This window comes from Pseudarthrobacter sp. 05T312 (genome assembly GCF_056396685.1).
The window spans coordinates 634,923-649,627 of the sequence record NZ_JBFTLY010000001.1; the positions used below are offsets into that span (position 1 = coordinate 634,923).

Consider the following 14,705-nt stretch of genomic DNA (forward strand, 5'->3'; position numbering starts at 1 on the left):
TGCCACGAGGGGACTAGTTGGCGTGCAGGGCGTCGTTCAGTTCCACGGTCTGGCCCTTGCGGGGGAGGGCCTCCACCGCGCCCGTGGTGGAGTTGCGGCGGAACAGCAGGTTGGGGACACCGGAGAGTTCGGCGGCCTTGACGATCCGGGTGGTGTCCTCGCCCACCTCGTCCTTGGGGCCGGGCACGCGGACACGGGTGCCTGCCGTGACGTAGAGGCCTGCCTCGACCACGGAATCATCACCGATGCTGATGCCGACGCCGGAGTTTGCCCCGAGCAGGACCCGCTCACCGATGGTGATCTTTTCCTTGCCGCCGCCGGACAGGGTGCCCATGATGGAGGCGCCGCCGCCGACGTCGCTGCCGTCCCCGGTCACGACGCCCGCGGAAATGCGCCCTTCGACCATGGAGGTGCCCAGGGTTCCGGCGTTGAAGTTTACGAAGCCCTCGTGCATGACGGTGGTGCCCGCGGCAAGGTGCGCACCCAGGCGGACCCTGTCGGCGTCGGCAATCCTGACGCCGGTGGGCACCACGTAGTCCACCATGCGCGGGAACTTGTCGATGCCGTAGACGGTGACGGCGCCACGCCGGCGCAGCCGGGCGCGCGTCAGTTCAAAGCCCTCGACGGCGGCGGGGCCGAAGTTGGTCCACACGACGTTGGGGAGCTTGGCGAAGATGCCGTCCAGGTTAATGGTGTTGGGCTGGACCAGGCGGTGCGAGAGAAGGTGCAGCCGGAGGTAGGCGTCCGCGGTGTCCGCGGGGGCTTCGTCGAGGTTGATCTGGACAAAGACCACCTTCTGCTCCGTGCCGCGGTCCTTGTCTGCGCCGTCCTCAGCGATGGCGGTCAGGGCGTCGTCGGCGTTTTCCACCGAGCGGAGGTCCTCGGCCGCAACACCGAGTGCCGGTGCCGGGAACCAGACGTCCAGGACCGTGGTGTCGCTGCCGGCGGCGGCGATGGTGGCCACACCAAAGCCATAGGCGGAACGGTCATCAGCGTTGGAGGTCAGGGTTTCGGGCACGGCGGAGGAAGCAGTCTCAGTCATGTGCTCCAGTCTATCGAGGGCGGGCCCGGCGGTTCGAACTAGACTGTCTTCGTGACTGCTGAAACCGCGCCCGAATCTTCCGTGTCCACCCTTGACCTGCACCAGGATGTGGCGTTGCTGACCGCGGCACTTATGGACATCAACAGCGTGTCGGGCAACGAGAAGCGGCTCGCGGACGCCGTCGAAGCCGCCGTGCGGGAGATTCCCCAGCTGGCCGTTGTCCGGGACGGCGACGCCATTGTTGCCCGCACCGAACTGGGCCGCAGCGAACGGGTCATTCTCGCCGGTCACCTGGATACGGTTCCGTTGCCCCTGACGGAAGGTTCCAGGGGCACCGTCCCGTCCAGCTGGGAGTCCGGCGTTCCGGGCGAGGGGACCCTCTATGGGCGCGGAGCCACCGACATGAAGGGCGGCGTGGCGGTCCAGCTGGCGCTGGCAGCGGGAATGTTCGACGACGGTGCGCAGCCAAAGCGGGATGTCACCTTTGTGTTCTACGACCATGAGGAAGTTGAGGCTGTGAAGAGCGGACTGGGACGCCTGGTCCGGAACCACGGCGACCTGCTCCAGGGGGACTTCGCCATCCTGCTGGAGCCAACGGACGGCACGGTGGAGGGCGGCTGCAACGGGACCAGCCGGTTCGAGGCCAGCACTGCCGGGGAGGCCGCCCACTCTGCGCGGGCGTGGATGGGCAGCAACGCCATCCACGCCGCTGCCCCCATCCTGGCGCGCCTGGCCGCCTACGAGCCACGGACCATCAACGTTGACGGGCTGGATTACCGGGAAAGCCTCAATGCGGTGAAGATCAACGGCGGCACGGCCGGCAATGTGATTCCGGACCGCTGCGTGGTGGAGATCAACTACCGGTTCGCCCCGGACAAGACCCCGGACCAGGCCGAAGCGCATGTCAGGGAATTGCTGGAAGGCTTCGACGTGGTGCGCACCGATGCGGCCGCCGGCGCACGCCCCGGCCTGCAGCACCCGGCTGCCGCCTCCTTCGTTGCCGCCGTGGGAGCCGAGCCCAAACCCAAGTACGGCTGGACCGACGTCGCGCGCTTCAGCGAACTGGGGATCCCGGCGGTGAACTTCGGCCCGGGGGACCCCCTGTTGGCGCACAAGGACAACGAGCACGTTTCCGCCGAGGCCATCCGGACTTGCCTGCGCGCCCTGCAGGACTGGCTCGCCGGGTAGGAGGGCCGGCCGCGCCGAAGGGCGCGGCTACGGAAGGGGCCCGGAACCTGTCGGTTCCGGGCCCCTTTTGGGCTGGCAATGCCGGCGGGGTGGCTAGACCTCTGCGGGAACTGCGGCCGCAGGTATGACTGCTGCCCCGGGCTTGCGGGAGAGCCGGCGCTCCAGCCATTTGGCGATGGCGGCCAGGATCAGGCACATGCCCACGTAGAGCACGGCGGCCACGATGGCTGCCGGGATAATCGGGGACCCGTATTGGATCTGGCTGCCGAAGTACTTCGCCTGGAAGAGGATCTCGTTGTACGTGACGATGAACCCCAGGGCGGTGTCCTTCAGGATGACCACCAGCTGCGAGATGATGACCGGAAGCATGGACCGGATGGCCTGCGGCAGCAGGATGCTGGTCATGACCTTGCTCTTGGGCAGCCCAATCGCATAACCGGCCTCGCTTTGGCCCCGCGGCAGGGACTCGATGCCGGCACGGAACACCTCGGCGAGGACGGACCCGTTGTACAGCACCAGACCTGCCACCACGGCCGTGAAGGGAGTGATTCCCTGGACGCCGATGGTTGGCAGGCCGTAGTAGAAGATCATCATGAGGATCAGCAGCGGAACCGCGCGGAACAGTTCGGTGAAGCCGTAGCACGGAGCGCTGATCCAGCGGCGGTCCGACAAGCGGCCAAACGCCAGGAGGATGCCGAGGGCCAGGCTGAGAACTGCCGCAGTGCCGAAGGCGGACAACGTGGCACCTACGGACTGGGCAATGGTCTGCTGCACCAGCGGAAAAGTGAACAGCTGCCACTTCTTGGCCTCGAACTGCCCGCTTTCGGCGAAGCGGAGCAGGATGAACCCGACGATCAGCAGGATCACGAGGGCAGTGACGACGCCGAGGATCCGGTACCGGGCGCGTGCCTTGGGACCGGGGGCGTCAAAAAGGATTGAACTCATCGTGCAACCTTCCACTTCTGTTCAAGCTTTCGCTGCAGCGCGGAAAGGATGAAGACAAGGATGATGAACACGAGCGCCACCCACAGGAGGCCGGTCATGGCCGGCTCGCCGCGTTCGGAGAGGTTCGCCCGGATGGCGCCGGCTTCAAAGACGGAGAAGCCGGCGGCGACGGTGGTGTTCTTGAGCAGGGCGATGAACACGCTGAACATCGGCGGGATGACAGCGCGGAAGGCCTGCGGCAGGATCACGAGCGTCAGGGTCTGGGTGAAGGGGAGTCCGATGGCGCGGGCTGCTTCGGCCTGTCCGACCGGGACGGTGTTGATGCCGGAACGGACAGCCTCCGCCACGTAGGTGGCGGTGTACAGGCTCAGGCCGATGATGGCGGCGGTCGTAAAGTCGATCGGCACCAGGCCCAGCTTTGGGTAGCCGAGGGCGAAGAAGAAGAGGACCAGCGTCAGCGGGGTATTGCGCACCACGTTGACGTAAAGCGTTGCGGTGGCACGCATGGCCGGAACCGGGGAGACACGAAGCGTGGCAACAACGGTACCGAGGACCAGGGCGAAGATCGCCGAGAAGAAGAAAAGTATGAGTGTGTTCCGGAAGCCCGTGATGAAGAGGTCCGAATTGTTCAGCAGCGTATTCACAGAATCGTCGCTTTCGACAGTGGAAGAGGGGGCGGCTGCATGGCCGCCCCCTCAACTTTGGTTTAGTAGTTCTCTACCGGGGGCTGTTCGACCTTGGTGCCCGACTGGCCCAGCGTCTGGTCGTAGATCTTCTGCCACACGGAGTTACCGTCGGTGAACGTCTTGTTCATGAACTGGCGAAGCGCGGTATCGCCCTTCTTCAGGCCGACTCCGTACTTTTCGGTTGTGAACGGCTGGCCAACGACCTTCAGGCTGTCCGGTTCCTGGGCAGCGTAGCCGAGCAGGATGGCCTGGTCGGTGGTGACAGCGTCAACCTGGCCGCTCTTGAGCGCCTCGACGCACTGCGAGTAGGTGTCAAACTCGGTGGTCTTGGTGTCCGGGAAGTTTGCCTTGATGTTCTGGATCGGCGTGGAACCCGTGGCCGAGCAGACGTTCTTGCCCGAGAGGTCCTTCTCGCTGTTGATGCTGGAGTTGTCCTTCTTCACCAGCAGGCCCTGGCCCGTGACGAAGTAGGGTCCGGCGAAGTCGATCAGCTGCTTGCGCTTGTCCGTGATGGAGTAGGTGCCCACGTAGTAGTCGATGTCGCCGTTCGTGATGGCGGACTCGCGGTTGGCGGACGGGATGGGCTTGAACTCAATCTTGTCCTTGCTCATGCCCAGCGAGGCTGCAACCCACTTGGCGATCTCGATGTCGAAGCCCGTGTATTCACCGGTGGCTGCATCTTTGAAGCCAAGGCCCGGCTGGTCCTGCTTGACGCCGATACGGACCTTGCCGCTGGACTTGATGGCGTCGTAGGTCGGGCTGCCGGTGAGCGTGACGTTGTCAGCAACCTTGTAGGGAGCCTCGTCCGTGCCGGAGGAAGCAGTTCCACCGCCGCCGGAGCCGCCGCAGGCGCTGAGGGAAAGAGCCAGCGCCGCAGTTGCCGCGACCAGCAGCGGCTTCTTCCGGGTAAAGAAATTTTTCATGGGGATACCTTTCATTGAGCGGCCGCGCTGGGGCAGCCGGTGCGGTGTGCTTAGTGGGTCAGGAGCTTGGACAGGAAGTCCTTGGCGCGGCTGCTCTTCGGGTTGGTGAAGAACTCCTCCGGCGTCTCGTCCTCCACGATCTGCCCGTCGGCCATGAACACCACGCGGTCGGCTGCCTTGCGGGCAAAGCCCATCTCGTGGGTGACGACGATCATGGTCATGCCTTCCTTGGCCAGCTGGACCATGACATCGAGGACCTCGTTGATCATCTCGGGGTCCAGTGCGGAGGTCGGCTCGTCGAAGAGCATGACCTTCGGCTTCATGGCCAGTGCACGCGCGATGGCGACGCGCTGCTGCTGACCGCCGGAGAGCTGGGCGGGGAGCTTCGGTGCCTGCTGCCCGACGCCCACGCGCTCCAGCAGCGCCATGGCGTCTTTTTCGGCCTCAGCCTTGGAAACGCCCTTGACCTTGATCGGTCCGAGGGTGACGTTTTCCAGGATGGTCTTGTGCGCAAACAGGTTGAACGACTGAAACACCATCCCCACGTCGGCCCGCAGCTTGGCCAGGGCCTTGCCTTCGGCGGGAAGCTCCTTGCCGTCGATGGTGATGGAGCCGTCATCGATTGTTTCCAGGCGGTTGATGGCCCGGCAGAGGGTGGACTTACCGGAGCCTGAGGGCCCGATGACCACAACAACCTCGCCCTTGCGGACCTGGAGGTTGATGTCCTTCAAAACGTGCAGCTGGCCGTAATGCTTATTTACGGCGTTCAGGGAGACGAGAGCATCGCCGGGCACATGAGTAGTCATAGAAAGAATCTAGCGAACAACCGTGGGTTATGACGCCAATCACCCCAAGTTCCTGCTGATCGTGATTCAAGAGATACCTCAAGTTGGAGGTTAGCCTAGGGGAATGAGCATCAATGCAGATCCGGCCAAGAATTCCCAGCCGCGCCGTAAGGGGCCCCTCGAGCTGCGGCGCAAGCAGGCGGCCGTGGAAATGTCGGACCAGCACCTGCTCGATACGAAGGGCCCCGGCCAGTTCGTCCATACCGACCCATGGCGGGTCCTGCGGATCCAGAGCGAGTTCGTGGAAGGCTTCGGCGCGCTGGCAGACATTGGAAAAGCCGTCAGCGTCTTCGGCTCTGCCCGCACCAAGCCGGGGAGCCTGTACTACGAAATGGGCGTGCAAGTGGGGCGCAAGCTCGCCGAAGCCGGGGTAGCCGTGATCACCGGCGGTGGCCCGGGTTCCATGGAGGCGGCCAACCGGGGAACGGTGGAGGGCAACGGCGTGTCCGTGGGCCTTGGCATTGAGCTGCCGTTCGAACAGGGCCTGAACCAGTGGGTGGACCTGGGCATCAACTTCCGCTACTTTTTCGCCCGCAAAACCATGTTCGTCAAATATGCACAGGGGTTCATCGTCCTGCCCGGTGGGCTGGGCACACTGGATGAGCTGTTCGAGGCCATGGTCCTGGTCCAGACCCGGAAGGTGACGTCCTTCCCCATCGTCCTCCTCGGCGTCGACTTCTGGGGGCCGATGATCGACTGGATCAGGGGCACCCTGGTGGCTGAAGGAATGGTCTCCGAAAAGGACCTGGACCTTATCCAGCTGGTTGATGACCCCGCCGAGGCCGTGGACCGGGTACTCCATGTGGCCGTGACCCCGTCATTGAACGGCGAACAGCGGCCGGAGTAGCCGCCGGCGCCGCGTGGCCGCACGGGTCTGGCACGATGGGACCGTGAGCTTCTTTCTGGTCTTCCTCGCCGTCGTGCTCGTTGCCGCGGTTCTTTGGGCCGGCCTGGGCCGGCGCTCCCGCAAGACGGGTGCTGCGGCGCTGCCGGCCCTGCTGAACGGATTCGACGAGCCGCCGGCGAACCTTCCGCCGGTGCTGCTGCCGGAGCGCGCAGTTCCGGAGGATGTGACCCGGCTTCGGTTTTCCCTGGGCCTACGCGGGTACCGGATGGACCAGGTGGACCAGGTCCTTGACGAGCTGCGCGACCAGCTGGCGGCACGGGATGCCGAACTGGCGGAACTGCGCGGGCGGCTGGACGCGGGCGCACAGCATCCAGGGCAGGCCGACGACGGTGCCCCGGTTCCAGCCGCGGCACCGGAAGAGCGGGGTACCGGAGGGGACGGGAACCGGGCAGCCCAGGAGGACGCTGCCCCGGTGAAGGGCGGCCAGTGAGCACCGTGGCCCGCCGCAACCCGCTGGCGTCCGCCGGCACGGTAACCCAACGCGCTGCCGCCGCCGTCCGCAGCTGGCCTTGGTGGCTCCAGGTTACCGCTCTGTACGGCGGCTCCCGGCTGGCCTCCGCCTGCATCTTCATGGCCGCTGCGCTCCATCAGGGGCCCAACCCGTGGTTCCCGCCCAAACCCGACTACTGGAACTTCATCAATATTTGGGATGCCCGCTGGTACGGCCAGGTCATCGCCAACGGCTACCCGTCGATCCTTCCCACGGACGCAGCCGGCAACGTCCAGGAAAACACGTGGGCGTTCTACCCGCTCTTTCCTTCATTGGCGGGCGGACTCAGCCGCCTCACCGGGATGGACCCCGCCGCCTCGCTCACCTTGATTGCCATGCTGGCCGGATGGGCGGCCGCCCTTGTGGTGTACGCACTCTTCCGGCAGAAAGCCACCCATGCCCCGGCGATGTGGGGCGTTGCGTTCTTTTCGGTCTTTCCCGTCTCCGCCGTCCTGCAGGTCCCTTACGCGGAGCCGCTGTCCATCCTGCTGCTCGCGTGGGCCCTCCTGCTGGTGGTGCGCCGCCAGTACCTGTGGGCCATTCCGGCGGTGTTCCTGCTGGGGCTGTCACGGCCGGTCGGCGTTCCTTTCGCCGCCATGGTGGGGCTGCTCCTGGTCTTCCGGGCGGCCGCGTACGTCCGCGGGCGGCGGCATGACGGCCCCGGCGGCGCACACTCCGCCCGGGACCTGGCGGCACTTACCGGACTGACCGCCGTCGCAGGCTTGTCCGCTTTTGCCTGGCCCGCCGCGGCCTGGCTGGCGACCGGCGATGTGCAGGCCTATACCAAGACGGAAACCGTGTGGCGGGGCCAGGACCTGGTGCCGTTCAAGCCCTGGTTCGACACCGGCGCCGAACTTTTCGGTCCCGTCCTGGGCGTCGTTGCCCCACTGGTCTTCGTGGCGCTGTTCGCCGTGATGCTGTACCTGCCCCCGGTGGTGCGGCTCGGCGTCGAACTCCGGCTCTGGTGCGCCTGCTACATGGGCTACCTGCTGGCGTTCCTGCACCCACAGACCAGCACTTTCCGGATGTTGCTGCCACTGTTTCCGCTGGCCCTGGGCGCGGTGTTCCTGTCCCGGTCCAGGGCATACCGGGGGACGGTAGTGGCCATGTTCCTCCTGCTGCAGATCGTCTGGATCGTGTGGTTGTGGGCCTGGGCGCAACTGCCCGGCGGAGGGGATTATCCGCCCTAGCAAAACGGGCTTTAATGCAGGTCAGAGCGTGAATGACACGTTGACGGAAATGTCCATCGATTAGCTACGTGCGGGTAATTCCGCGATAATGATAGGTAAGCAAGGACAAAAGCATTCAGAAAACGCGCAGCATTGGCGGTGGTGGCAACCACCCCGCCATAGCGGCTTGATCGACATGCGGACACAGCCCGCCCGGGCTGATTAGTCCTGGGACAAAATGGAGGGGAATTCCTCATGGCGGCTATGAAACCACGCACCGGCGACGGCCCAATGGAAGTCACCAAGGAGGGCCGCAGCCTGATCATGCGGGTCCCGCTCGAAGGCGGCGGGCGCCTGGTGGTCGAACTGAACGCTGCCGAAGCAGCCAACCTCAAGGAATGCCTGGTAGGCGTTACCGAATAGTCGTGCCGGTCAGGGTGCGCAGCCCGCGGGCTGCGCACCCTGACCTTTATGCGGCAACTACTTTTTGACCGCCACCAGCAGGCCATCCCCGGTGGGGAGCATGGCGGACGCCAGCCTGTCGTCGTCGCGGATTGCCTTGCCCACCTGCCGCAGTGTCACCGTGTTGGGCTCGCGGCCGGCAGGGTTGGCTACCTTGTCCTTGTCCAGTGCATCGTTGATCACCAGCAACCCGGAGCGCTTCAGCAGCCGGATGGCCTGTTCCACATAGCCCGGCAGGCCGGGCTTGTCCGCATCGATGAAGACAAGGTCGTAGGCGCCGTCCGTAAGCCGCGGCAGGACGTCGCCCGCACGGCCGGAAATGGTGCGGGTCCGGTTCGCGGGGCTGCCGGCCTCCGCGAAGGCTTCGCGGGCAGCCCGCAGGTGCTCCACGTCCACGTCGATGGTGGTCAGGACGGCATGCGCGCCGAGGCCGCGGAGCAGGCAGACGCCCGAGACGCCGGCGCCGGTGCCGATCTCCACGACGGTCTGGGCTTTGGAGGCGGCGGCCAGTACCGTGAGGACAGCGCCCACGCCGGGGCTGATGGCGCTGACCCCCAATTCAAAAGAACGTTCCCGCGCCCGAAGCATTACCTCATCCTCAGCGGGCAGATCTTCTGCATAGGACCAGCTGCTGGACTTGTCGGCGCTCATGAATAATCGCTTTCTGGGCGTAAAGGGAAATGTCTCCCCAAGCCTACTGTGTCCGGCCCGGCCGGGATGGATAGCAGCCGTTGCGCCGAACGCTGAAGTTTCCAGGTAATCAGGAAATTCCCAGCCAAGTTTGACATGATTGATATCCGCTCATCCAAAAGGTGACCGGCGCCGAATCAGAGATGTCAACAGTATCCGGGCGTTAGCATTCCACGAGGGGAGTGGACGATGTCATCTTCAGTAGTGGCACCTGTCCCTGCAGTAAACAATCCCGACGATGAGTGGGTCCGTCCCACCTGGGAAGAAGTGGTCACCAACCACTCCGCGAAGGTATACCGGCTGGCCTACCGCCTGACCGGAAACAAATACGACGCCGAGGACCTCACCCAGGAGGTCTTTGTCCGCGTGTTCCGTTCGCTGGAGAACTTCAAGCCCGGAACCCTCGACGGATGGCTGCACCGCATCACCACCAACCTGTTCCTTGACCAGGCCCGGCGCAAGACCCGCATCCGTTTTGACGCCCTGGCAGAAGACGCAGAGTCCCGCCTGCCCGGCCGTGAGCCCGGACCGGAGCAAAGCTTCGAGCTGAACAACCTCGACCTTGACGTGCAGGCTGCCCTGGAAGAGCTGCCGCCGGACTTCCGCGCCGCCGTGGTCCTGTGCGACCTCGAGGGGCTCTCCTACGACGAGGTTGCCGAAGCGCTGGGCGTCAAGCTGGGCACCGTCCGGTCGCGCATCCACCGGGGCAGGACCATGCTCCGCGAGAAGCTGGCCCACCGCGATCCACGTCCGCAGCAGTCCCGCCGCAAGCTTTCGATGCCGCGCATCGCCGGCATCCTCTGATCGGCACATGAGGTCCCAGTTTCCTTTTGGCGGCAGGCATCAGCGCACCGGCAGCCACCTCGAGGCCTGCCAGGAGTGTGCCGCCACCGTACGCCGGGAACGGCAGTACCTGGAGCGCCTCCGCGATGCTCCCATTCCGCCCGCCAGCCAGGACCTGACGGCCCGGCTGCTGGCCCGCACCCATGAACTGGCCGCCCAGCCGCCTGCGCCGGCGCCCCAAAGCGGCACCTCCCGCCTCGCCGCGCGGGCGCTGGCCCTGACCGCGGGTGGCACCATGGCGGCCGCCGGCGTGCTGGCCGTGGGGGCGTTCACGGCAGCGGGGGACCCCGCGCCCAGCGAACAGGCCGGACCCGAGGCTGCTTTCTCGCACGTTTCGTCCCAGACTCCCGCTGACGGCAGGACGTTGAGTGCCGCCCAGTTGGCCACCCTGCGTTCCGAGGGATGGGCCTGTCCGGAACTCCAGGCCATCGGCTTCCACCTGGAAGCCGCGCGGGCACTGGTGGTGGACGGGGAGCCTGCAGTGGAACTGCAGCTTACTGACGGGGCCCATCACGCCACGGTCACGGAACAGCACCCCACCAGCCAGGATGCCGGTCCAGCGCATGCGTGGACCACGTCCCCGGCGTCCGCCACCTACCGGGCCGCCGGCCTGACCATCACCTACCGCTCCGACCTGCCCGCCGACCAGGCCGACGACGCCATGCCGATCCTCGGACGGCTTGCCGATTCCGCCGTAGAGGGGGTCGCGGCATCCGTCCCGGAGCGGCCCGAAGGCCAGGCCGCGGAACCCCTGGATGCACGCCTGGAGCGCGGAATCAACAAGATCGCCGCCCTGTTCACCCAATGACACGGACTGTTCATCCGTCCGCCGGGTGGGAATCGTCACTCGCAGCCCGGAGAGGGTAATCTTCCTAAAGTGTTTGGAATCAACGGCCCGGAGTTCATTCTTCTGCTGATCATCGGTGTGCTGGTGATCGGCCCCAAGCGGCTGCCGGAATATACGCAGAAGCTGGCCAACCTGGTCAAGGAAGTCCGTCGGATGGCCAACGGTGCCCGGGAGCAAATCAAGGAAGAAGTGGGCATCGACATCGACGATGTCGACTGGAAGAAATACGATCCCCGCCAGTACGATCCCCGCCGCATCATCAAGGAAGCACTGCTCGACGACGACACCAAACCGGTCAGCGCAGGCGCTCCCGCCGCGGTGGCTGCCGTTGCCGGCGCCGCAGCCGAGGCACCCAAGCGCCCCGAAAGGGTAGTGCAGAGGCTGGCCCCCGGCGAGGCCGCGCCGTTCGACACCGAAGCCACCTAGGCAGGTCAGCGCGGCTGCAGGCCCAGCTTCATCCCGGCAAGCCCGCGCGGTGCGGCGGCAAGCCGGCCGGCGATCCCCGCCAAGGCGGAAGCCGCTGCAGCCCCGGGCCTGCCGAGAACAATCGGAACCCCTGCATCCCCGCCCTCGCGCAATTGAATGTCCAGGGGAATCTGTCCCAGCAGGGGAACGTCCGCCCCCACGGAGGCGCTGAGCCGTTCCGTGAGTACCGTCCCGCCGCCGCTTCCGAAGAGCTCCATCCGGCCGCCGTCGGGCATCTCCAGGTAGGACATGTTCTCGATGACGCCGGCAATCTTCTGCCCCGTCTGGGTGGCGATGGCACCCGCCCGTTCAGCGACGTCGGCCGCGGCCACCTGGGGCGTGGTGACCACCAGGATTTCGGCCTTTGGGAGCAACTGGGCCACGGAGATGGCGATGTCGCCGGTACCCGGCGGGAGGTCCAGGAACAGGGCGTCCAGGTCTCCGAAGTAGACGTCCGTGAGGAACTGCTCCAAGGCCCGGTGCAGCATGGGTCCGCGCCATGCCACCGGCTGGTTGCCGGTGACGAACATGCCGATGGAGATGACCTTGACCCCGTAGGCAACGGGCGGAAGGATCATGTCGTCCACCTGGGTGGGTTTCTGCGTGATGCCCAGAAGGGCGGGAACGGAGAAGCCATAGACGTCGGCGTCCACGATGCCCACCCGCAGGCCCCGGGCGGCGAGGGCGGTGGCCAGGTTGACCGTTACCGAGGACTTGCCCACGCCGCCCTTGCCGCTGGCCACGGCATAGACCTTGGTCAACGAATCCGGCTCGTTGAAGGGAATCCTGCGCTGCCCGCCCGGGCCACGCAGCTTTTCCTTGAGGGCGTCCCGTTGCGCCTGGTCCATCACCTTGAGCTGGACGTCGACGGCGGTCACTCCGGGTACGGAGGAAAGGGCATTTTGTGAGTCCGCGGTGATGGTGTCCCGCAGCGGGCAGCCCGCGATGGTGAGCAGGACTGCCACGGTGACCCTGCCGTCGTCGGACACCTGGACGGAGTCCACCATGCCCAGTTCGGTGATGGGGCGCCGGAGTTCCGGATCGATGACCGTTGCCAGGGCGTCGTTGACGGCCCGGACCAGCGGTGAGGGGCCGGCGGCTGCGGGGTCGGTGGGGGCGGTCATGGCAGGAGCCTCGGCTTTCGTGCGGTGGCAGCGGTGGGTCGGCGTGTGGCGGGCGGCCTGGTGGTCATTGGGCAGAGTGGCCCGGTTTGACCCGGGGGATCTGCTGCGTGCGCGGGTTGCGCTGCCGGTCACGCTGTTCGCGCAGTTTGTCCTTGACCTTGTCCCGCGGGGATTCGTGGGAGCCGGGCCCGGAGTCCTCGTGGGTCCGCAGTTCCTCCTGTGCCTCAAGGAGGTCTTCGAGGAGGGAACGCAGTTCGGCCCGGACGTAGTCGCGGGTGGCTACCTCGCGCAGCGCGATCCGCAGGGAGGCCAGCTCCCGGGTCAGGTATTCCGTATCGGAAAGGTTCCGCTCGGCGCGCTGGCGGTCCTGCTGCAGCGAGACGCGGTCACGGTCATCCTGCCGGTTCTGCGCCAGCAGCAGCAGTGGTGCAGCGTAGGAGGCCTGCAGCGACAACATCAGGGTCAGCAGGGTGAAGCCAAGGTCCCTTGAGTCGAACTGCCATTCGGCGGGGGCCCACGTGTTCCAGCCGAGCCAAAAGATGCAGAAGATGGTCATGTAGACCAGGAACTGCGGCGTGCCCATGAACCGGGCGAAGCCCTCGGTGGCGTGGCCGAAGGCGTCCGGGTCCGGGGAGAACTTGGGCAGGATCCGCTGACGGGCGCTCAAAGGTGTGTCGAGACTGCCTTTTGATTCTGCATTGGCCAGGTTCCGCTGGTTGGTGTTCTTCGGAGCGCTGTTATCAGCCAATGCGGCCACCGAGCTTTCTTATCGGGGCTTCGCCATCATGGGCGCGCCAGTCGTCCGGCAACAAATGATCCAATACGTCATCAACAGTCACCGCCCCCACAAGCCGGCCGGAGTCATTGACCACCGGGAGGGAGTTGAGGTTGTAGGTGGCCAAGGTCCGCGCCACTTCGCTGATGTGGGCCTGGTCGGACAACGGCTCGAGGTTCTTGTCCACCAGGTTTCCCAGTGCCTCGAACGGCGGGAAACGCAGCAGCTGCTGGATGTGCACCACGCCCAGGAAGCGGCCCGTGGGCGTTTCCAGTGGCGGCCGGGCAATGAAGATCGACGACGCCAGGGCGGGGGAGAGCTCCTCGCGCCGGACGTGGGCCAGGGCTTCGGCGACGGTGGCCTCCGGCGGCAGGATGACGGGCACCGGGGTCATCAGGCCGCCGGCGGTGTCCTCGTCGTACTCAAGCAGGCGGCGGACGTCTTCGGCGCCTTCAGGCTCCATGAGCTGGAGCAGTTCCTCGGCCTGGGCGGAAGGGAGTTCACCGAGGAGGTCGGCGGCGTCGTCAGGGTCCATCTCCTCCAGGACGTCCGCGGCGCGCTGGACATCCAGGGCGGAGAGGATCTCCACCTGGTCGTCCTCCGGAAGTTCCTGGAGGACGTCGGCCAGCCGTTCGTCCTGCAGTTCGCTGGCAACCTCGAAGCGGCGCTTGTCGCTCATTTCCTGCAGGGCCTCGGCGAAGTCCGCGGGCTTGAGGTCCTCGTGGTTGGCCACGAACTGGGTGGCTGCCTGCGGTTCGGTGCGAGGCCCCTGCTGGGCATCCGCCCAGTCGATGATCAGCGTTTCGTTGCGGCGCAGCCTGCTCAAGGGGGACAGGGAGTGGCCGCGCCGGACAAAGAGCTTGCTGACGAACCAGTCGCGGGAGCGGTGCTGGTCTATGGCGATGTCTTCGATGGTGGCGTCGCCGCTGCCGTCGCGGAGGGTGACCCGGCGGTCGAACATCTCGGCCACCACCAGGGTTTCCGCCCCACGCTGTTCAAACCGGCGCAGGTTGACCAGGCCCGTGCAAATGATCTGCGTCTGGTCGATCGAGGTGATGCGGGTCATGGGCACGAAGACACGCTTCTTGCCTGGAACTTCCACCACAATGCCCACCACGTGCGGGGCTCCCTGGGTTCCCCGGGACAGCACAACAACGTCGCGCAGCCGGCCCAGCCGGTCGCCCAGCGGGTCGAAGACGTCGAGGCCCAGGAGGCGTGCCACGAAGACGCGGGTAGGTGTTGTGCTCACCACTACAGGCTACCGAGTCTGCTCTCTTTTAGCTGAATTTACAGGCGGCACCCAC

17 protein-coding genes are annotated in these 14,705 nt (G+C 65.9%); 8 read left to right on the plus strand and 9 right to left on the minus strand.

What is annotated here, in order from left to right:
• Positions 1-13: 13 nt before the first annotated feature.
• Positions 14-1,042 carry a 2,3,4,5-tetrahydropyridine-2,6-dicarboxylate N-succinyltransferase gene (gene dapD / locus AC1DIP_RS03225; protein WP_477732823.1) on the minus strand — a complete coding sequence of 343 codons (1,029 nt, stop codon included), beginning with the start codon at positions 1,040-1,042 and terminating at the stop codon, positions 14-16.
• A gap of 51 nt (positions 1,043-1,093) precedes the next feature.
• Here dapD and dapE point away from each other — a divergent pair, with 51 nt between their 5' ends.
• Positions 1,094-2,230 carry a succinyl-diaminopimelate desuccinylase gene (dapE, locus tag AC1DIP_RS03230; RefSeq protein WP_477732824.1) on the plus strand — a complete coding sequence of 379 codons (1,137 nt, stop codon included), beginning with the start codon at positions 1,094-1,096 and terminating at the stop codon, positions 2,228-2,230.
• 93 nt (positions 2,231-2,323) lie between these two features.
• Here dapE and AC1DIP_RS03235 read toward each other — a convergent pair whose 3' ends face one another.
• The 4 genes from AC1DIP_RS03235 to AC1DIP_RS03250 all read right to left on the minus strand — a co-directional run bounded on the left by AC1DIP_RS03235 (position 2,324) and on the right by AC1DIP_RS03250 (position 5,590).
• Complete coding sequence (locus tag AC1DIP_RS03235) at positions 2,324-3,175, minus strand: amino acid ABC transporter permease (RefSeq protein WP_477732825.1); 852 nt, start codon at positions 3,173-3,175, stop codon at positions 2,324-2,326.
• On the minus strand, positions 3,172-3,819 hold the full coding sequence (locus tag AC1DIP_RS03240; RefSeq protein ID WP_477732826.1) for an amino acid ABC transporter permease: 648 nt from the start codon (positions 3,817-3,819) through the stop codon (positions 3,172-3,174). Before AC1DIP_RS03240 ends, AC1DIP_RS03235 begins: the two co-directional genes overlap by 4 nt.
• A 62-nt stretch (positions 3,820-3,881) precedes the next feature.
• Positions 3,882-4,784: a transporter substrate-binding domain-containing protein gene (locus AC1DIP_RS03245; protein WP_476206206.1), complete on the minus strand. Its 903-nt coding sequence runs from the start codon at positions 4,782-4,784 to the stop codon at positions 3,882-3,884.
• Between the two features lie 50 nt (positions 4,785-4,834).
• A complete protein-coding gene (locus tag AC1DIP_RS03250; protein ID WP_477732827.1) occupies positions 4,835-5,590 on the minus strand; it encodes an amino acid ABC transporter ATP-binding protein in 756 nt (251 codons plus the stop codon).
• Positions 5,591-5,693: 103 nt separating this feature from the next.
• Here AC1DIP_RS03250 and AC1DIP_RS03255 point away from each other — a divergent pair, with 103 nt between their 5' ends.
• The 4 genes from AC1DIP_RS03255 (at position 5,694) to AC1DIP_RS03270 (ending at position 8,618) form a co-directional block, all read left to right on the plus strand.
• Positions 5,694-6,476, plus strand: a complete 783-nt coding sequence (locus AC1DIP_RS03255; protein ID WP_387557186.1) for an LOG family protein — start codon at positions 5,694-5,696, stop codon at positions 6,474-6,476.
• A gap of 43 nt (positions 6,477-6,519) precedes the next feature.
• Entirely contained in the window at positions 6,520-6,966 is a 447-nt protein-coding gene (locus AC1DIP_RS03260) for a DivIVA domain-containing protein (protein WP_477732828.1), read from the plus strand.
• A complete protein-coding gene (locus tag AC1DIP_RS03265; protein ID WP_477732829.1) occupies positions 6,963-8,216 on the plus strand; it encodes a hypothetical protein in 1,254 nt (417 codons plus the stop codon). The genes AC1DIP_RS03260 and AC1DIP_RS03265 overlap by 4 nt, the downstream gene beginning before the upstream one ends.
• 234 nt (positions 8,217-8,450) lie before the next feature.
• On the plus strand, positions 8,451-8,618 hold the full coding sequence (locus tag AC1DIP_RS03270) for a DUF3117 domain-containing protein (RefSeq protein WP_009357720.1): 168 nt from the start codon (positions 8,451-8,453) through the stop codon (positions 8,616-8,618).
• A 57-nt stretch (positions 8,619-8,675) separates the two neighbouring features.
• Here AC1DIP_RS03270 and AC1DIP_RS03275 read toward each other — a convergent pair whose 3' ends face one another.
• Entirely contained in the window at positions 8,676-9,308 is a 633-nt protein-coding gene (locus AC1DIP_RS03275; protein ID WP_141159894.1) for an O-methyltransferase, read from the minus strand.
• A gap of 228 nt (positions 9,309-9,536) precedes the next feature.
• Between AC1DIP_RS03275 and sigE the strand changes: the two genes are divergently transcribed.
• From sigE to AC1DIP_RS03290, 3 genes are all read left to right on the plus strand, one after another.
• The gene (gene sigE / locus AC1DIP_RS03280; protein ID WP_387557177.1) at positions 9,537-10,151 is read left to right on the plus strand and encodes an RNA polymerase sigma factor SigE; all 615 of its coding nucleotides are present in this window, start codon (positions 9,537-9,539) and stop codon (positions 10,149-10,151) included.
• A 7-nt stretch (positions 10,152-10,158) separates the two neighbouring features.
• Positions 10,159-10,998: an anti-sigma factor gene (locus AC1DIP_RS03285; protein WP_476206196.1), complete on the plus strand. Its 840-nt coding sequence runs from the start codon at positions 10,159-10,161 to the stop codon at positions 10,996-10,998.
• Between the two features lie 69 nt (positions 10,999-11,067).
• On the plus strand, positions 11,068-11,463 hold the full coding sequence (locus AC1DIP_RS03290) for a twin-arginine translocase TatA/TatE family subunit (RefSeq protein WP_476206194.1): 396 nt from the start codon (positions 11,068-11,070) through the stop codon (positions 11,461-11,463).
• Between the two features lie 5 nt (positions 11,464-11,468).
• On the opposite strand, the gene AC1DIP_RS03295 is transcribed toward AC1DIP_RS03290, so the two are convergent.
• The 3 genes from AC1DIP_RS03295 to AC1DIP_RS03305 form a co-directional block, all read right to left on the minus strand.
• The gene (locus AC1DIP_RS03295; protein ID WP_477732830.1) at positions 11,469-12,626 is read right to left on the minus strand and encodes an Mrp/NBP35 family ATP-binding protein; all 1,158 of its coding nucleotides are present in this window, start codon (positions 12,624-12,626) and stop codon (positions 11,469-11,471) included.
• Between the two features lie 64 nt (positions 12,627-12,690).
• On the minus strand, positions 12,691-13,383 hold the full coding sequence (locus AC1DIP_RS03300; RefSeq protein WP_476206190.1) for a DUF1003 domain-containing protein: 693 nt from the start codon (positions 13,381-13,383) through the stop codon (positions 12,691-12,693).
• Positions 13,367-14,650: a magnesium transporter MgtE N-terminal domain-containing protein gene (locus tag AC1DIP_RS03305; RefSeq protein WP_476206188.1), complete on the minus strand. Its 1,284-nt coding sequence runs from the start codon at positions 14,648-14,650 to the stop codon at positions 13,367-13,369. Before AC1DIP_RS03305 ends, AC1DIP_RS03300 begins: the two co-directional genes overlap by 17 nt.
• Positions 14,651-14,705 lie beyond the last annotated feature (55 nt).